The 16,797-nt window shown below is 50.1% G+C and carries 17 protein-coding genes; 8 read left to right on the top strand and 9 right to left on the bottom strand.

Annotation, left to right across the window (positions count from 1 at the left end; genetic code table 11):
* The first annotated feature begins 164 nt into the window (after positions 1-164).
* Complete coding sequence (locus IAE55_RS12740) at positions 165-722, top strand: GNAT family N-acetyltransferase (protein ID WP_105444224.1); 558 nt, start codon at positions 165-167, stop codon at positions 720-722.
* Between the two features lie 177 nt (positions 723-899).
* Here IAE55_RS12740 and IAE55_RS12735 read toward each other — a convergent pair whose 3' ends face one another.
* Positions 900-2,054 carry an MFS transporter gene (locus tag IAE55_RS12735; RefSeq protein WP_200632650.1) on the bottom strand — a complete coding sequence of 385 codons (1,155 nt, stop codon included), beginning with the start codon at positions 2,052-2,054 and terminating at the stop codon, positions 900-902.
* A 119-nt stretch (positions 2,055-2,173) separates the two neighbouring features.
* Between IAE55_RS12735 and IAE55_RS12730 the strand changes: the two genes are divergently transcribed.
* Positions 2,174-3,082: a LysR family transcriptional regulator gene (locus tag IAE55_RS12730; RefSeq protein WP_200632648.1), complete on the top strand. Its 909-nt coding sequence runs from the start codon at positions 2,174-2,176 to the stop codon at positions 3,080-3,082.
* Positions 3,083-3,263: 181 nt separating this feature from the next.
* Here the strand turns inward: IAE55_RS12730 and IAE55_RS12725 are convergent, their stop codons facing one another.
* Entirely contained in the window at positions 3,264-5,378 is a 2,115-nt protein-coding gene (locus IAE55_RS12725) for an S-layer homology domain-containing protein (RefSeq protein WP_200632646.1), read from the bottom strand.
* A gap of 552 nt (positions 5,379-5,930) precedes the next feature.
* Between IAE55_RS12725 and IAE55_RS12720 the strand changes: the two genes are divergently transcribed.
* Complete coding sequence (locus IAE55_RS12720; RefSeq protein ID WP_200632638.1) at positions 5,931-6,440, top strand: tetratricopeptide repeat protein; 510 nt, start codon at positions 5,931-5,933, stop codon at positions 6,438-6,440.
* 141 nt (positions 6,441-6,581) lie between these two features.
* Here IAE55_RS12720 and IAE55_RS12715 read toward each other — a convergent pair whose 3' ends face one another.
* Positions 6,582-7,295: a class I SAM-dependent methyltransferase gene (locus tag IAE55_RS12715; protein ID WP_200632636.1), complete on the bottom strand. Its 714-nt coding sequence runs from the start codon at positions 7,293-7,295 to the stop codon at positions 6,582-6,584.
* A 187-nt stretch (positions 7,296-7,482) separates the two neighbouring features.
* Between IAE55_RS12715 and IAE55_RS12710 the strand changes: the two genes are divergently transcribed.
* Positions 7,483-7,656 carry a hypothetical protein gene (locus IAE55_RS12710; protein ID WP_167527123.1) on the top strand — a complete coding sequence of 58 codons (174 nt, stop codon included), beginning with the start codon at positions 7,483-7,485 and terminating at the stop codon, positions 7,654-7,656.
* 208 nt (positions 7,657-7,864) lie between these two features.
* On the opposite strand, the gene IAE55_RS12705 is transcribed toward IAE55_RS12710, so the two are convergent.
* Both IAE55_RS12705 and IAE55_RS12700 read right to left on the bottom strand, forming a co-directional pair.
* Positions 7,865-8,680 carry an alpha/beta fold hydrolase gene (locus tag IAE55_RS12705; protein ID WP_200632634.1) on the bottom strand — a complete coding sequence of 272 codons (816 nt, stop codon included), beginning with the start codon at positions 8,678-8,680 and terminating at the stop codon, positions 7,865-7,867.
* A 26-nt stretch (positions 8,681-8,706) separates the two neighbouring features.
* Positions 8,707-9,948 carry a YbfB/YjiJ family MFS transporter gene (locus IAE55_RS12700; RefSeq protein ID WP_234489502.1) on the bottom strand — a complete coding sequence of 414 codons (1,242 nt, stop codon included), beginning with the start codon at positions 9,946-9,948 and terminating at the stop codon, positions 8,707-8,709.
* A 115-nt stretch (positions 9,949-10,063) separates the two neighbouring features.
* On the opposite strand from IAE55_RS12700, the gene IAE55_RS12695 reads away from it, so the two are divergent.
* Positions 10,064-10,936, top strand: a complete 873-nt coding sequence (locus IAE55_RS12695; RefSeq protein ID WP_105444219.1) for a LysR family transcriptional regulator — start codon at positions 10,064-10,066, stop codon at positions 10,934-10,936.
* A gap of 80 nt (positions 10,937-11,016) precedes the next feature.
* Here IAE55_RS12695 and IAE55_RS12690 read toward each other — a convergent pair whose 3' ends face one another.
* A complete protein-coding gene (locus IAE55_RS12690; protein ID WP_200632632.1) occupies positions 11,017-11,769 on the bottom strand; it encodes a hypothetical protein in 753 nt (250 codons plus the stop codon).
* A gap of 193 nt (positions 11,770-11,962) precedes the next feature.
* On the opposite strand from IAE55_RS12690, the gene IAE55_RS12685 reads away from it, so the two are divergent.
* Positions 11,963-12,757, top strand: a complete 795-nt coding sequence (locus IAE55_RS12685; RefSeq protein WP_200632631.1) for an SDR family NAD(P)-dependent oxidoreductase — start codon at positions 11,963-11,965, stop codon at positions 12,755-12,757.
* 74 nt (positions 12,758-12,831) lie between these two features.
* Here the strand turns inward: IAE55_RS12685 and IAE55_RS12680 are convergent, their stop codons facing one another.
* Both IAE55_RS12680 and IAE55_RS12675 read right to left on the bottom strand, forming a co-directional pair.
* The gene (locus tag IAE55_RS12680) at positions 12,832-13,305 is read right to left on the bottom strand and encodes a Uma2 family endonuclease (protein ID WP_145948433.1); all 474 of its coding nucleotides are present in this window, start codon (positions 13,303-13,305) and stop codon (positions 12,832-12,834) included.
* Positions 13,306-13,479: 174 nt separating this feature from the next.
* Positions 13,480-14,271, bottom strand: coding sequence for an AraC family transcriptional regulator (locus tag IAE55_RS12675; RefSeq protein ID WP_145948434.1), 792 nt, complete (start codon positions 14,269-14,271; stop codon positions 13,480-13,482).
* A gap of 102 nt (positions 14,272-14,373) precedes the next feature.
* Between IAE55_RS12675 and IAE55_RS12670 the strand changes: the two genes are divergently transcribed.
* Positions 14,374-14,823 (top strand): SRPBCC domain-containing protein, encoded by a 450-nt coding sequence (locus tag IAE55_RS12670; protein WP_145164806.1) that lies wholly within the window; start codon positions 14,374-14,376, stop codon positions 14,821-14,823.
* Between the two features lie 84 nt (positions 14,824-14,907).
* On the opposite strand, the gene IAE55_RS12665 is transcribed toward IAE55_RS12670, so the two are convergent.
* Positions 14,908-15,336: a MarR family winged helix-turn-helix transcriptional regulator gene (locus tag IAE55_RS12665; RefSeq protein WP_105444216.1), complete on the bottom strand. Its 429-nt coding sequence runs from the start codon at positions 15,334-15,336 to the stop codon at positions 14,908-14,910.
* A gap of 161 nt (positions 15,337-15,497) precedes the next feature.
* Here IAE55_RS12665 and IAE55_RS12660 point away from each other — a divergent pair, with 161 nt between their 5' ends.
* Positions 15,498-16,793 (top strand): amidohydrolase family protein, encoded by a 1,296-nt coding sequence (locus tag IAE55_RS12660; RefSeq protein ID WP_200632629.1) that lies wholly within the window; start codon positions 15,498-15,500, stop codon positions 16,791-16,793.
* The last annotated feature ends 4 nt before the right edge of the window (positions 16,794-16,797 follow it).

Raw genomic sequence — 16,797 nt, 5'->3', positions numbered from 1 at the left:
CAATCCCCATCCCTTATCCTACCAATTTCCATTATTAATGTTAAGAGTAAACAGGCAATTCATCCGTACAGCCATTCAAGAGCATTTGTCCCTCGCTCTCCTTTCTGTAATAATCAATTCATCAAGATGGCGACGATCAAAAACGGTTATGGAGGTAGATCCCATTGATTACTGGTGAAAAGGTCGAACTGCGCCCCGTCTCTCTGGATGATTACAGACGGGCATACGCCTGGAGGAATGATGAGGAAACAGCCAAGCTGGAAGCGGGTTCGGCCCTGTTCTTGTTCAGCCATGTTCCACTGGAATATTTGGAGGATGCATACAGAAAGGAAATCCTGGAACTGGATAAGCGGGAAAAAGGACGATTCTCCATTTATACGCGCGGCGAACAACCCGAGCATATCGGATTCATTGAGTACCGAGACGTGAACATCGTCTCCCGCCGCTGCACCGTCGGCATCGGTATTGGAAACAAGGACTTCTGGGGGCAAGGCTGGGGATCGGATGCCCTGAAAGCGCTGATCCGGTATGTATTCCAGACGATGAACCTACGGCGTGTTCAACTCGAAACATGGGGCGGTAATGCAAGGGCTATCCGTGCCTACGAGAAGTGCGGCTTCGTTATTGAGGGAAGACTGCGCGAGCATTCCTATATTGATGGACAGTACGTCGACACCATCGTGATGGGGCTCTTGAGGGAGGATTTTAAGTCAGGGGAATAACAGCAGCTAAATTTTTAAAAAGAGGGCTAGCAAGCCCTCTTTTTTGCCTAATCCTTACCTCTTCCAACTCCGTGTAAAAGCCTACGGATTCATATAGTGATAGGGCTGTTTTGTTTGAAGTACCATGAGATTCTCGAGGCCGGTTCTATCATCCCTAGTCAATCTCCCTAATAGCCTTTAAGAACCTGCCCCCTCCTCAGCCTTTTTGCCTGCGATCAGCAGCTGCACCCCGATCATCGCCACGATGATTACGAGCATCGCGAGAAGCGCAGCGTGAAAGCTTCCGCTGTAATCATGGATCGTTCCCACCAGCAGCGGGCCGAATGCGCCGATAATGTAACCTCCACACTGAGACATCGCGGCCCACGCCCCCGCTTCCTCCGAAGTGTTCGTCTCGACAATCGGCAGCATCAGCGCCAGCGGGAATAATCCGCCTGCCCCGATTCCCAAACAGATGATAGCCGGCAGCATCGGCAGGTGGAACAATAACATCACAATGCCGATCAGCTCAAACACGCTGCACAAAACCAGAAACAATCTTCTTTTGCCAAAGCGGGAAACCAGACCCGGAACGATTAAGGAGACAGGAACTTGGATAATCGTAAACACGGTAAGGAACACCGCCGAGCTCGACGGACTGTACCCGAAGCTGTGGGCAATCGGTGAAATCCATGCGGTAATGGAATAGAACATGCTTGCCATAAAACCGAAAAATAACGTTAATAATATCGCTCTTTTATTACGGATGGGCAGCCTGGAACGAACCAATCTCTTCCGCTCGGCCCTGTTCCGGAGAAATGCCGACCAGATCAAGAGGGCAATTACACCTAAAATAGCCCAGCATGACAAGGTCAACGTTAAGCTGTGATGGCTCCGGTCGTATATCGGAATGGAGAAGGCGGATGCTAATGCAGCCCCCACAGTCATTGATGCGGAATAGATGCTGACGATGCCGGGCTTCGTCGGGAAATATTTTTTAATAAAACCGGACAATAGAGGCCCTGCCAAACTGATCCCGATTCCGCCTACCAACGCTGTAACCACCAGGATCGTGACGGAGCCGACGATTCCTCGCAAAGCGGTGCCTCCTGTAATGAGCAGCAAAGCGATGACAATCGTGCGCTCCAGCCCCAGCCGATCACTCAGCGCCGTCGCTGCAGGAGCAAAAATCCCCATACATAATACAGGCAGCGTCGTGAGCAGACTTGCAGTCAGCCCGCTCATTCCCAAATCGCTCTGCATGGTACCGAGCAAAGGGGCGACAGACGTAAGAATTGGCCTCAGGTTCAACGCCGCGATAAATATAGCTAATAATAAATAGAACTTTCTCATCGATTTCCTCCACCCATCTGCTTTATGTACATTCAGTATATGGAACCACCTTTCATTGTTCAATCCTATAATTTATATTATTATGATAGTAAAATACTATTAAAATCAGGAGACCTTGCATGGACACTCGAAATATACAGTACTTTATGGCCGTATATGAGCATCTTCATTTTACGAAAGCCGCCGATGAGCTAGGCATCTCCCAGCCCACACTAAGCCAGCAGATTCGCATCCTTGAAGCGGAGTTCGGCATGCCGCTCTTCGACCGCATCGGCAAAAAGGTGGTTGCGACGGAAGCCGGTAGGCTACTGCGGGAGTATGGAACGAAAATGCTGCAGGCGGAACGGGATGCCAAAAATGCCATCAAGGAGCTCCAGTCCGGCAAACAAGGCACCGTTCGGCTGGCCGTGCTTCCTTCTGACCTGGATTTTCAGCTCGTTCCGCTGTTTGTCCAGTTCAAATCCACCTATCCTGACATCCAGCTGCAGGCCTTCTCAACGATCTTCGTACAGGACGAAGTGCTTAATCATAAAGTAGATCTCGGCATTGGATTGCGCGGGCCGGTGGATAAAAGGCTGACCCAAATTCCGCTTGGATGCGAACCCTATCATCTATTCGTGAATTCGGCAAGCGAGCTCGCTGACAGGAAGGAGATCACGCTGGAGGAACTGAAGGAGCATGCCTTAGTGATGTATCCAAAAGGGTATCTCGGCCGCGATCTGGTTGACGATGTATGCAGACAAGAGGGCTTCGAATTAACGACGGTGATGGAGGCCAGTTCAGCCACTTCGCTGCTGCAACTAGTATCAGCCGGGGTAGGCGCGACGATTCAACCGGCTGGATTGCTCAGACAAAATCCGGAGCGGCCCGAAATTGCATCGATCCCGATTACTGGACCGACGCCGGTGCGTTATCTCGAGCTGATGTACTATGCGGATCGATTTATTAGCGGCTCCCAGCAGCAATTGACGAATTGGCTGATCGATTACTTTAACGCCAACATAGGCCAGAGTCCGCATGACGGTTAGGCTGGACGCGCATCAATACGGCTCCCAGACTCCAAGATGGCATTTACTAGGCACCGACACCGAGTGGAATGGCTTTTATCAAGCGATTTCCATCTCTTGCGGGCCTTTTACTTAGTCTGATTGGCATGGGCGTACTGAAAAAAGCCCGAATCACCTGCCGGTAGATTCGGGCTTTGCATGCTTATTCCTCGAAAAACTGATTTTTATCCACGCCGGAAACGGTTAGCTGAATGCCCGTCGAGTTGGCAACCAGCCTAAACTGATTGGCGTTTACCGTTTCCGCCGCGGCGGAAACGGATGCACCTTGCAGTTGGCCATTAATAGCCTCAACCAAAGACTCCATGCCGGTATACTGCCAATCTAACGTTACGACGGTCGTATGCTCCCCATCACTCACGTTAAACGTACGATTCTTGCTATGGTCGATATCGCTTCCGTTATATTGGCTCTGTGGAAAGAAATAATTCCAGTCAGGACCGCCTAACGTAACGGAAGACTCCGAGCCGGTGCTGAATGCAAAGATCGAGAACGTATCCCCGAATCCGACGGCACCCAAGGTTCGCTTCCCCAGGTCGATTCCATACGCATTGCAGTAATCCTGAATAGCACTGTCGACGGCCGAGCCAACGACTTGCCCTACAGTAAACTCCCCTAGGGGGATATTCCATGTCAAATCGACAGGGATCGTTATCTTCCCGTCGCTGATCGTGAAATGTTTGGGCGCGCTTTGGAAGTCAGTCGTTTGGACCTGGAAGCTCTCCCCTCGGGCTTGCGTTGCATAGATGGTGGAAAAGTCAAAATCGGCGATGGTTTTGCTCGTGATCACCTCTGGTTCGGCCTTAATAGCTTTCACGCGAATACTAATCTCTTTCGTATCGGAAGCAGCTCCTGCGGCGATGTTCGCGACAAGGACGACGTCCGTGTTTTCTTTCAATCCTTCACGCTGCACGCTGCCGGTCGTTATATCCACGATCGTTGATTGATCCTTGTTTTTCAGGATCCAAGTAATCGTCGCGCCGTCTTGGGCGTTTTGCAGCTCGATCTTTTCCGCAACGCCGTTGTAAACGACCTGCAAATTCCCTTTGGCCATGGCCACGATTTTCAAATCTCTGATCATGTCCTCGGCGTCCGTCAGTTTGCCGATATCGCCTATCTGCTTCTTTTGGCTATCTGTTAAACCATCGTAATGGGCGCGGGCTGACGTTACAGCCAGTTCATCGGTCAGCTTGGTATTCGCTTTCGCCGGCAAGGACGCGATTTCGGCTCGGACCGGCGCTGCAGCCTGCTCATCCAGCGCTGCTTGGGTTTCCAGTTCAGCAATCGTTTGTTCAGCCTCCGTCAACTTGGCGGTATCGCCTACCAAGGCTTTTTGCGCATCTGTTAACGCATCATAGTGTGCGCGGGCTTGGACGACGGCCGGTTTGTCGGATAACTTGATATTTGCTTTTGCAGGCAATGCTGCGATTTCGGCTTTTACCGGTTCTGCAGCGGCTTGATCCGGATTCTGATGAGGAGTTTCTCCTCCTCCATTGGAGGGAGCGCCCCCGCCGGAAGATGGCGTCGACGGAATCGGAGTCGGTGTTGGTTGTGGTGTTGGTTTTGGTGAAGGAGTTGTGGGCGACGTTGGCGTTGCGGGCGGTACCTTGGGCGGCTGGGTGCTGCCTTCGTCAGCCTTTGCCTTGTCGTTCAGAAACTGGACCGTCACCAGGGCTGCGTCCTGGCGGGTCGCCTGATTTCCGGGATTGAAGGTACCATCGGGGTATCCATGAATGAGTCCCAATTCAACGGCAGCGGCGACGGCATCTCTGGCCCATGCGGAGATGGATGCAGCGTCGGAGAACGTTAAATTACTTCCTTTTCCTGCAGGGTTGACGCCTAGGGCGTTCACGAAAATCACTGCCATTTGCTCACGGGTGAGGTTTTGGCCCGCTCCGAAAATCCCGTTCCCCATGCCTTTGAACAATCCTGCCTTGAACGCAGCTTCCACGGCAGCATAGGCATAGTTTTCTTTCGGTATGTCTTTGAAGGTCGGCGTTACCGGCGGATGGCTAAGATCCAATTGGAGCGCTCTGGCCATGATGATCGCAAAATCCTGCCGCTGGATACCGCTAGCCGGATTGAATTTTCCATCGCCTGTTCCATGGATGATTCCTTTGCTGACAAGCTCATTTATCGCGTCTTTGGCATTACTGTTTGAAATGTCGGATAGGGACGCATCTGCGGATACATGCGGCACCAGAGCGCCCAGCAGGGCAGCCGCCGATAGAATCGATATCGATTTCCCTTTTAAACTCATCAGGATATTTCCTCCCAAATAATAAAATCGCTAGAATCAACGCATTGATCTGCTGACGACATAAGCCCCCGGGCTATAACGATGCGATCGAATCCATGCGGATGCTGCTTTCATTCTAGCGCCGATAGATTAACGTCATGTTAATCCCCCATGGTTTTCTCATCTAAGGCATGGGTTCCAGCGCGTATTCATGATACCCCTCCTTTGCATCCTTATTGATTGGTTTGCGCTGTATTTTAATACTATAAAACGATTTTGTATAATAGAAAATCCCCCGTAAGGGGGACGCCGATTCGATTCCTTCACTTTGCTCAAAGAATGCTAAACTTATCACAATATTTCCCTTAAGCGTTAAATAAGCATTGACCTGTTCGAATTGCCTTTTGAATTTAGTAGACCCGCATAAAGTAATTACTCGCATCATTTCACCCTCTCAAACCCAAAGAGCAAGCTTTCTATTCGCCATCATACCATTTTAACCAGACTTCAAATAGACGCCCTTCAGATGCTGTGTTAGAATTCCTTCATGTGGAAAAAGAGGAGTGAAGCAACGTGCCAAAAGACCAACTGCAGCAATTAATTGCTCTCCGTGAACAGGGGCGCGCCAACCAGGATCAAGAGCTTCTCGCCGATGTGCGCGCCCGGCTGTTGGGTCTGCTGAACGAAGATCCGAATGATGCGCAGGTGAACTACCAGACCGCAATAGCCCATGACAACTCGGGATTGGGGAAAGAAGCCATCCCATACTACGAACGCGCCCTGCAGCTCGGCCTTTCCGGTAACGATCTGGAACGCTGTCTACTCGGTCTGGGGAGCACCTACCGGTACTGGGGCCAATATGAGAAGTCGATCGCAACGCTCCGCAGGGGCGTTCAGGAGTTCCCTGACAACCGGGCACTCCGGGTTTTTCTGGCCATGGCGCTGTACAACGGCCAGCAGTATAAAGAAAGCGTCGAACTCCTGATTACCAATCTCATGGAATCGACTACGGATGAAAAGCTGCTTTATTTCAAGCGCGGCATTTTGGCCTATACGGAAGACTTGGACGAAACCGCAGAGTAAGCAGCTCTTTCGTAAAATCCGGGACGGTTCAGCATCTAACCCTCGGCGTTCTCATGAATCTCGCACGTTAGCAGAACAGCCTGCCGGCTTAGGCCGACAGGCTGATTCATTGCAGAAACCATGCGGATATTCTGTTTCTTTTTACTTTTTAGCAGCAAAGATAAAGGATTTGGCATGGAGCCCCGCCTGCTGGAATTCCCAGTCTCCGTATATATTCACCTGCTGAAAGCCTGCAGCAAGCAGATCCTGCCTGAGCGTCTCCCTCTCCCTAAAAATCAGCGTATCGTCTTCGCTCCGAACCTCATGGGTATCCAAATTTTCATAAAAAGTATCGTACGTCACCAGGGGCAGATGAACCGAGGTCGTCTCATGCCAGGTTCTGATGTTCGCCTTTGTTGCCGGATCCACGACTTCACTAAGAGAGTGTTCCTTGGTCCAGCGTTCCCAAGAGCGTGCGAGAGGATTTCTGGTGTCGAACAGAAGATACCCTCCCGGCATCAAGGACTGAAAAATGTTGTGCAGCGTGGCTGTCCATTCCGCGTCCGTCACAAAAACCTGTGCCACGTTGGACGTCATCATCACCACATCAAACCGCTCCGCCCCCAGTTTCTCGGACGTTCCAACCTCCCATAGCACGGCGTTCTCTGTGTCCTTCTGCTTGGCAATCCGAATCGACGCCTCGTCGGGATCCAAACCGGTCACGTGATAACCCTTACCCGCCAAATGCAGCGTCAGCCTTCCGGTTCCGCAGCCTAAATCGGCTATTCCGTCAGGCTTGATCCGCTCAATGATGCGCACGAAAAATGTGTCGTCCTTCCCCCATCGGTTCAATTGATCGTAAATCGATTCGAACATCTTTTCCCTCCCGATTCGCTTCCTGAATTTTCGCTATTCTGATCATAGTTCATTAGCCTGTAGGGGGATAGGGAAAGAAAAAATATAGCCGTTTAATATCCATGTAAGGGATGGAATGCATAGATGCAGACTGGAAGTTGCATCCTAATGATAAATGGATTTTAGACAAGGGAGGCATCGAAACGAAATGGAAAAGGATAACCACTTAGCCAACGAAGCGGAAGCGAAGGAACAAGCGGCCAAAGCAAACCGTAACAAGGGTCCGGAAGCCCCGGACACCGAATTCGCTGGAGAACTCAGCCGCAGCGATATCAAGTCCGCGTTCAAAAATCCGGTAACCGGCGAAGAACGGTTATATTAATTCCGCTTAACGTGAATCAACATTCGGTGCAAGAGCTCGGACAGTCGTAACCAAGTAACAAAAATAAGGTTAATCTTAAAGCGCAAGAAGCGCCCTTAAGGTTAACCTTATTGCATTTGGATTCCGGCTCTGCGGCTGTATTAACAGCAGGTCACGACCTCCCGCTTTCTTTAGATTACTTCTGTCCCGCCCATCTCACTGCGCTTTTTCAGGTGCTATACGGGTCAGCCAGAAATTCGTTCACCGCTTGAGCATAACCGTTTAAATCATCGGAGTGGACACCGTGACCGCATTGTTCGAAAACGACAAGCTTGGTGCCCGGTCTTCTTGCCTGCATGCGTCTCGCCTGTTCGGTATCTAGGATGAAGCTCCTGCCGCCATGAATCAGGAGGATCGGGCAGCTTGAGTGCAGCCAGTCGTCCCACCACACCCCGTTGGATTGGGGGACGGATACCTGCAGCCCTTTCAAATCCGTTCGGAAGCCCCAGCCCCGTTCATCCTCCAGCACGCTTTCGGCAAAGTAGTCGATCGCCCGGAGTCCTGCGCTTTCAAGTGATTCCCTCAGCTGCTTCAAGGAAGGCGACCGGAACGGAAGCTTGACGGCAAAGGAAAAGTCCGCGTTAATCTCCGCGCCGATATCCTCAACGATCAAGGAGCTCACCAGTTCAGGATAACGGGCAGCGAATTGATAAGCATTTAATCCACCCAAAGAATGTCCCAAAATCGTAACCGGCTGTCCACCGAGCTCCGACTGGACCAGATTCCAAATATCCATTACATAATCTTCTCTGGCGTATTCCTGTCCGGAAGGATGATCGCTCCATCCATGTCCCCGCTGGTCCAGAGCAATCACCCGCCAATCCTTGAATCGGGCCGCCAGCTCCGAGAAGGTCCTTGCATTAGCCATGTAACCATGCAGCATCACCAGCACCTGCCTGCTGTCTCCGCCAAAATCAAGATAGGACAACTGAAGATTTCCCGATTTAAAATATTTCCTTCGTGCCAATGGAGTATGCTCCGTCATTGTACTGTTCCTCCTTTTTATACGATTCAGACGCCAAGATGCAGGTCGCGTGTTTTCGTTTTTCGCTGCTTCTGTCCATACAAGCCCGCCAACCCGGCGGAAATTCCCATAAAGATCGCGCCTGACGCCGCGCCGAATTGCAAACCGTACTGCTGCACTCCTACCCCGCCGACGATGGGTCCCATCATTTGTCCTGCCGCGAAAAAGGCGGTGGCGATGCTGAGGCATGCCGCATAGGCGCGATATGGAACGTGGCGCCGAAGCAGCGAAGTCGTCATCAGCGGCGGAGTAATAAAAGAAACAAGTCCGATCATCACTGCTCCTAGTGCGGTAAAGAACAAATTCCCGGTCGTTATACCGAGCACCCCGACGGTTCCCAAGGACAGCCCCGCCGCCAGTGTATACCCGCTCGGCCACCGGTCGATAGCCCTGCCGCCGATCCAGCCGTTAAACATGCCCGCCAAGCCGATACCGGACCAGATCAACCCGGCGAAGAGGGCCGGTATGCCCCTGCTTACCAGATAAGGGATGAGATACGTGAAGTAAATAATGTATCCCGCACCAAAGAAAAAATAAGAACCGATTAAGAACAAGAGCTTCTCGGGGCTGAATAGAAGCCGGTATACTTTGACGCGTTGTTGATCCGGGGTTTTCACTTCTGCCTGGGACGATGAACTTCCCTGTCTCCGCTTGCTCGTGACCACCGCAAAACCGAACGCGGCCGCGATGCCGAATACGCCCATGGCTGCCCAAGCGTACCGCCAGCCCTGCAGATGGGACGGGTCAATCGTAAGGGGAGCGGATAAACCCGTGAGCAGAATGCCGGCGGAGCCGCCCAGCCAAATCAAGCCCGAAGCCGCTCCCTGCTCAGCCGGCCGAACGGCGTCCATTGCAATAGACAAGACGAGCACCGTGGCGAGAGCTGATAGAAATCCTATGGCAAAACGCCATAAACCGAGTTGGGCCAAATGATCGCTGAATGCCGAGCCGATCATGGCCAATCCGAGCAAAAAGCATGTCGCTTGATTGATGGCATGCTTCCGGTCCGGAAACCGCGAGATCAATGGAGGCAGGCACAAGGTCCCCGCCAAGTAACCGATAAAATTGATCGTCCCCAACATACCCAATTGACTGTAGCTCCCCCCGATTTCCCGCTGAATTCCCGGCAGAAACATGCCATAAGAGAGCCGGGAAAAACCGAGGATCACGACAAATAACAGCGATGCCCACAAGGTGATCCCGTTCCATGCCGATTTTTGGCCCATCATTTGATTTTCCTTCCATTGTTTGGTTTGAAATTAGTTTAAAAGAGTGCGATTATTTTGTAAAATTGAATTATATGAATGAATTGTTTAATTATCTTAAACTAAGGAGGGGACGAAGATGGATTTGCGAGCCTTAAAAACGTTCGAAGCCTGCGTACGTCTCGGACACTTTCAGAAAGCTGCCGAGGAGCTTCAGTATGCACCCTCCACGGTAACCCTTCAGATCCAGCGTTTGGAGGCTGATTTGGGTGTTTCTTTATTTATTCGGGATGGCAAACGTGTGATCGCCACCGAGGCTGGCCGGTGGCTCCATCAAGAAGCCGGGATATTGCTGAAGTCCGTCCAATCCATAAGGCAGACCGTCTCCGAAATCGCTTATGGAGAAGGAGGGACCGTTCGTTTTGCCGCGATCGAACCCATCGCAAGCCAAAGATTGGCGGCGGTCGTTGCTGATTTTTGCAGGCTGCATCCGAAAGTGCAGTTAACGATGGAAGTGAGCGGCAGCCAGCCGATTGCGGAAAGGGTTCGATCCGGCGAACTGGACTTTGGGATATGCTCGGTTCCCTCGGCTAAATTCATGCTGGATTTTGAACCGCTGTTCGAGGATCGACTCGGGGTGATGATGCATGTGGATCATCCGCTTGCCAAACGGGATGAGATTGCAGTAAGCGACCTCGCGGGACTTACGATTCTGGTCAAAGAACCGACTTGTATCTATCGAAAGCTTTGGGAGAGGGCGGTGAGCCAAACAGAACCCCATCCTTTTTCTTGTATGGAGGTAGGAAGTTTCTTTGTCATTCAGCAAATGCTTAAGGAAGCATCCAGTGTGGGGGTCGTTCCGATGTACAGCGGACTCGAACTGGAGGGTTCTTTGGTCATCCGTCCATTTTCCGACATCCACCCTATCGTTCCGCTAGGCATCGTTTATAAAGATAAACACCTCTTGGGCAAAGCGACGCTATTATTAATGGATGCGATCAGGGCGATTTAATAGCTGCACTATAGAAATAACTTTATGTAAAGTACGACGCCAAGGAGAAGCTGACCAATTCGGGCCAGCTTCTCCTTTATTTATTCAGAGGTAATTTGTATTTGATCTGCAGCAAACTCATTTAGGGCTTGGTCATATTTATACGTTACATGAACAGTGCATACGTACTCAGGTAGCACGCCATCAATGGGTCTAACAGATCCGACTATATTAACTGTCAGTTTCTGATCTTTTACATTGTTTAGAATTACATTACCAAAGTAAAGTTTGTTTTCAAATTGATCATCTGGATCATGCGCTAACGCTAACTCGCTGATTTTCTTGCTGAATTTGTATTCTTTCCCTTGAGCTTTGGTCTTAATTAGGAGCTCACCGCCCTTTTGGTTGACCTCGGTTTCTATACCCGCAAGAATTTCCTCAACACTTTGTATCTTTATTTCCGCAAGGTTTTCCCCGTTTAAAATATGGGCTTCATTCGTATCTAATTCAGTACCATATCCAGTAACCATAATGATGACCGCTTCTTCTTTACCATCACCTGTCAGATCAACATAGAACACCTGTGGATTAGAAACACCTTTAAGTATTTTCCAATCGAATTTCTTTTGGCTGCCGTTAACGTCTACAATGACTCCATTTGTTGTTTCAAAAAGCTCTACCTCTCCATTTTCAGAAGCGCTGAGCAGCTTAGATGGCTCTTGTTCTTTTTCCATCGAAGAAGTTACGGACTGTTTGACATCTTGTGAACCGCTCGCCGGCTTGTCCGAAGCGCATCCTGAAAACACAAAAGCGGCAGACAATAACCATGCAGCAAATCCTATTCCCTTTTTCAATCCTAAAGCCCCTTTCCGGTCGTCTACGAATCATGTTAACAGAGCAAATCAAAAACTGATTTACTATTTTTTAATAATTAGTCATGACTTGCCAGTCCCATGGTCCCCTAACTTGCCTGCCCCAATAAACTTTGATATTATTTAGATGTCTAAATATTAATGTTCTAAACAAAAAGGCGGGTGTTCATTTCATATGGCAAGAGTAGAAGGAAAAGTTGCCCTTGTAACGGGAGGTGCTTCAGGAATTGGGTTGTCCTCCGCAAGACTGTTGGCTAAAGAGGGAGCCAAAGTGGTGATTGCGGATTTTAATGCGGAAGGAGCGCAGCAGGCAGCTGCTGAGATCAACGCACAAGGCGGAGAAGCCTGCGGCCTATTCCTCGATGCAGGCGACGAGAGCTCGATCCGGGAAGCTGTCGAGTTTACCGTCAAGCACTTCGGCACAATTACGGTGCTGTTCAATAATGTAGGCTTAACCAATCTTCAGAAGGATTTGGATGTTGTGAGTATGGATCTGATGGAGTGGGACCGGCTCATGAATGTCAATCTGAAAAGTGTGCTGCTCGGCAGCCGCTTCGCGATCCCCCATATGATCGAGTCGGGCGTCGGATCCATCATCAATACGGCATCCATGGCAGGCTTTACGGGCGATTCCATTCGTTCGGCATACGGTGCTTCCAAAGCCGCGGTCGTGAATCTGACGAGATATATCGCCACCCAATACGGCGCCTCTGGCATCCGCTGCAATGCAGTTGCACCTGGCTTAATTCTCACTCCCGCCGCTAAAAATAACATGCCGCCGCAAGTGCTGGACATTTTCGCCAAGTACAACAAGCTCCCGTACCACGGAGAACCGGACGATATCGGATACACCGTCCTATTCCTAGCTTCGGATGAATCGAAATTCATTACGGGCCAGACCATCCAGGTCGAAGGCGGGCACTATATCGCGAATCCGAGCATTCCCGATTTTGCTGACTTCATGCAATAAAATCCCAAGCCACCGAAGCGAATAATTTCATATATTTACAAAAACGCCGGTCAAGACAACGTCTTGCCGGCGCTTTACATTTGAAGGCTGAACAGCCTGTTCAATGATATTTCAAAATCTTTAAATAAAATGGATTTAACGGTATCCTGTTCGGTATACAGCTCCCGGACTTGGTACAAACCATCTTGCAGCGCATAAACGTGAACCGTACGATTTCCTGGATCAGCGATCCAGTACTCTTGGACACCGAATTTCTGATATAAGTTAAATTTCTCGTTAAAATCTTTTAACGCAGTAGATGGTGATAATACTTCGACGATCAGCGTTGGAGCGCCTTGGCAGCCATTTTTAACAATTTGATCTTTCGAGCAAACAACGGACAAATCAGGTTGTACAATATGATCTGGCATAACATATTGGTCACTTTCGCTAAAAAACACATCAAACGGAGCGACAAATACGTAGCAATCCCGATTTTGAAGGTAGGTCCTTAGTGCAAAATGCAGCTCCCCAACAATGAACTGATGGAGGGAATTAGGAGTAGACATTCAAGCTCAACCTCCTTTGCCCTTTTGATAACCGCTAGCCGTACTTGAATTATAACATGTTTTAAACCGCTGCCTGAAAGCCATTCTGCAAATGACGACTGATGTTTCCAGCTTAACCACAAGGCGACGACTCCAATCCCCAGAACTCATATAGTCATTAAGTGCTGGACTATCTTAATCCCCCCGCCGGTAGGCATCGGGAGACGCTCCTACGATCGCCTTAAAATCTTTGCTGAAATGCGCTTGGTCAAAATAACCGAGCTCCAAGGCTACTGTGGCGATATCGGCTCCATTTTCAATCGCGTCGCTGGCCTCGTGCATGCGGTATCGCTGAATGACCCATTTGGGGCTTACCCCTAAGTACTGTTTAAACATGCGCTGCAGCGTGCGTTTGGATGCGTTGAACCGGTTCACCAACAAATCTACGCTCGTCAACGAACGATCCTCCATGATCGCCCTGACGATCTTGTTCAGTTCGTCCACTTTGTCATCCGGCTCCGGAATGTAACTGGACAGCAGTCCTTCAATAAAGGCAACCCTCTCTTCCAGACTGTTCGATGCAAATATCCCCTTCTCTGCAGCTTCTGCATCAAACGGAAAATACCTGGAGATATCCACTTTACGGTCCACCAGTTCCGACATAGGCTCTGAACTATAACCGTAAAAGGCCCCTGGCCGATAAAGAATTCCTACAATCATCCCCATCCCCTGCAGCGTATAAGCCGCTTTCCTGCTTTCGATTCCGCAGACGTATGAACTTCCTTGTTCAAACACGATGTTGACCCCGGGATGCTGCAATACCTCCTGCGTATACGACGGCTGCCCCTCTAAATTCCATTCGACGAACCAGTAATGCTGGATCAAATGCCGAAGCTGTTCTGATGGCGGATGACGTGTAATTCTGACGTTCGTTTGTGCCGGGTCAAAATGCAATATCCCTCGGTTAGGGTTAACCTGATGGCGCATCGAATTCCCCCTAATGGCGCGTTTTTACAAGAAACCTAAAAGACGGAAATGGTACGTTACATGTATACAACGTTAATATTTTTGTTTCAAGGAGGATTCGACATGCAGTTAGAGTACACCTTCTACATTGGAGCCAGCCCCGAAGAGGTTTGGGACGTGCTGTTCAACCCTGAGAAATCGTCCCGCGCTTTTATGGGAGGCGTCATTCAATCGAGTCTACAGGCAGGCGATCCGATCCGGTTCGTCGGCCCTGGGCCTGACGGGGAAAACACGGTGCACATTTACGGAGAAATTTTGGCCTATGAAAAATACCGGGTACTCAGCTACACCGACCATCCTGGCCCCTCCCACTTCGCCGAACACGAGACGATGCAGAGCCGGGTAACGATCCGGTTAGAGCCGGTGGGATCGTGCACCAAGCTGCACCTCATCAATGATCAATGGACCGACAGCAACCCTTTGTTCCTGAAAACCGAGAAGTTCTGGTGGATGATTCTAAGCAACATCAAGTCCATCGCCGAGACGGGCAGCTCCCTCGATTTCGGTTTTTAAACGCGCATCCAGCACCAAAAGACGATCGCCCATTAAAGGGGATGATCGTCTTTTTTGGCTGTCCGCTTGGTTCTCGCAAACGGATTATAAGCGTTCATTAATTTTGACCAGCAGTCCCTTTAACAGCTGCTTCTCCTCTTCGGTCAGGGTCTGAACGATTTCGTCCTCAACCTTCTGAAAGGATTCGTTAAAGGCATCAATCAATTCAACGGCCTTTGGCAAAACATAGATGTTTTTCTGCCGTTCATTATTGGCCGGAATTTTCCGCTCAATATATCCCTTTTTCTCGAGGCCTTGGAGCATGCTTGTTATGCTGGCCCCCTGCAAATGAAACCGATCGGCTAAATCCCTTTGAATGATATCTTTATCCTGGTTTTTATGAATATAATCAAGGACTTTGCCTTGCTGCGCGTTTAATCCCAGCTCTTTAATGCTGTCATCCGCCTTTTTCTTCAACTTCAGGCCGATAATCTGAAACAAGTCCAGATAGAGTGTATCCTTGCGAGGTTTCATGATCGTTCCTCCTCAAAATGTTAGGAGACTAATTTTTAACATTTAAACTATACGGGGATTGCGGAAGGTTGTCAATTTAAATATTAGTTTATTGACTGTTAGAAAACTAACTGTTATACTTCGAATTGTTTTCAAGCACACATCCAAGGAGGAATAACGAAATGAAGAATACGCTGGACAAGGTTACGGCCATTATAAATGCACGGATTTTCGATGGGGAACAAGTGATTGAGGCAAGAAATGTGCTCATTCAAGGGGAGACCATCATTGCCGTGGGCACTGACGTTCCGGAGGATGCAGTCATCGTGGATGCAAACTATGCGACATTATTGCCGGGCTTGATTGATGCCCATGTTCACACTTCCATTGGAGGATTACGGGATGCTGTAAAATTCGGTGTGACGACCGAACTCGAAATGAACGGAGATTTTACGGAAAGAGGACGGGCGATTCAGCTGAAAAATGTGGAAGGCGCCGCCGATGTCCGTTCCGCCGGAACCGCGATCACCGCTCCGGGCGGTCATCCGGATGAATTGCTGCCCGATGGAGACGAGATCCCCGAGTTCGTGTTAAAGGAATTGGAGAAGTTATCGAAGGAAGACCGGGAAGCGATGCTGGCGGCTTACGCCCACGATCACGAAGAAGTGCCCCAGGTGACGACGGTGGAAGAAGCGATCAAACACGTGCATACCCAAGTGGAGAATGGCGCGGACTATATTAAAATCATGATTGAAGAAGGCACGGTCATGGGTGCCCCCGGCCTGCCTGTCCTGAGCGACGAGATTCTTAAAGCTGCCGTTGAAGAGGCTCACAAGTTTGATAAAATCGTCATCGCCCATGTCCTGACGGCTCGTTCTTCGCAGACCGCCATCGCTCTCGGAGTGGACGGATTGGGCCACCTGTTTATCGACAGACCTGAACTCACGCCCGATTTGGTCCAATCTATTGTCGATTCTGGCGCGTTTGTAACGCCGTGCCTCGTATTGAACTCGTCCATCCTTGGAAATCCGGCATCCGATTTGGCCAATGATCCGCGGGTGCATTCCAAATTAAGTCCGGAATGGATCGATATTCTGAACTCCAGCTTCAATACGTTCCCGCAAGGCGATATGGAGAACAGCTTTAAGAACGTGATGGATCTTCATCGGGCTGGCGTGGACATTCTGGTAGGAACGGATGTCTCCCCTGTTCCCGTTCCGAATCTCGGCGGCCTAGCGCATGGTGCCAGCGTCCATCATGAAATGCAGCTGCTCGTTCAAGCTGGGTTCACTCCGATCGAAGCGCTTCAGTCCGCCACCTCGAAACCGGCCCGCCGCTTCGGGCTTCACGATCGCGGACGCATTGCCGCAGGTTCGCGCGCAGACCTTATTCTGGTGAATGGCGACCCGACAAGTCATATCTCGGATACCCTGTCGATCGAAGCCGTGTGGCTTAAAGGCGTGCAGCAGCAAAGCTAACAAG

Source organism: Paenibacillus sp. S28, assembly GCF_016624415.1.
GTDB classification, from domain to species: Bacteria; Bacillota; Bacilli; order Paenibacillales; family Paenibacillaceae; genus Paenibacillus_AQ; species Paenibacillus_AQ favisporus.
The sequence above is the reverse complement of the archived record's forward strand: the minus strand, read 5'-3'. Positions and strand labels throughout refer to the sequence as shown.

Bases quoted from the DNA above. Each gene is read 5' to 3' on its own strand.
- IAE55_RS12735 (WP_200632650.1), bottom strand. From the start codon at position 2,054: ATGAGAAAGTTCTATTTATTATTAGCTATATTTATCGCGGCGTTGAAC.
- IAE55_RS12730 (WP_200632648.1), top strand. From the start codon at position 2,174: ATGGACACTCGAAATATACAGTACTTTATGGCCGTATATGAGCATCTT.
- IAE55_RS12725 (WP_200632646.1), bottom strand. From the start codon at position 5,378: ATGAGTTTAAAAGGGAAATCGATATCGATTCTATCGGCGGCTGCCCTG.
- IAE55_RS12715 (WP_200632636.1), bottom strand. From the start codon at position 7,295: ATGTTCGAATCGATTTACGATCAATTGAACCGATGGGGGAAGGACGAC.
- IAE55_RS12710 (WP_167527123.1), top strand. From the start codon at position 7,483: ATGGAAAAGGATAACCACTTAGCCAACGAAGCGGAAGCGAAGGAACAA.
- IAE55_RS12705 (WP_200632634.1), bottom strand. From the start codon at position 8,680: ATGACGGAGCATACTCCATTGGCACGAAGGAAATATTTTAAATCGGGA.
- IAE55_RS12700 (WP_234489502.1), bottom strand. From the start codon at position 9,948: ATGATGGGCCAAAAATCGGCATGGAACGGGATCACCTTGTGGGCATCG.
- IAE55_RS12695 (WP_105444219.1), top strand. From the start codon at position 10,064: ATGGATTTGCGAGCCTTAAAAACGTTCGAAGCCTGCGTACGTCTCGGA.
- IAE55_RS12685 (WP_200632631.1), top strand. From the start codon at position 11,963: ATGGCAAGAGTAGAAGGAAAAGTTGCCCTTGTAACGGGAGGTGCTTCA.
- IAE55_RS12680 (WP_145948433.1), bottom strand. From the start codon at position 13,305: ATGTCTACTCCTAATTCCCTCCATCAGTTCATTGTTGGGGAGCTGCAT.
- IAE55_RS12675 (WP_145948434.1), bottom strand. From the start codon at position 14,271: ATGCGCCATCAGGTTAACCCTAACCGAGGGATATTGCATTTTGACCCG.
- IAE55_RS12670 (WP_145164806.1), top strand. From the start codon at position 14,374: ATGCAGTTAGAGTACACCTTCTACATTGGAGCCAGCCCCGAAGAGGTT.
- IAE55_RS12665 (WP_105444216.1), bottom strand. From the start codon at position 15,336: ATGAAACCTCGCAAGGATACACTCTATCTGGACTTGTTTCAGATTATC.
- IAE55_RS12660 (WP_200632629.1), top strand. From the start codon at position 15,498: ATGAAGAATACGCTGGACAAGGTTACGGCCATTATAAATGCACGGATT.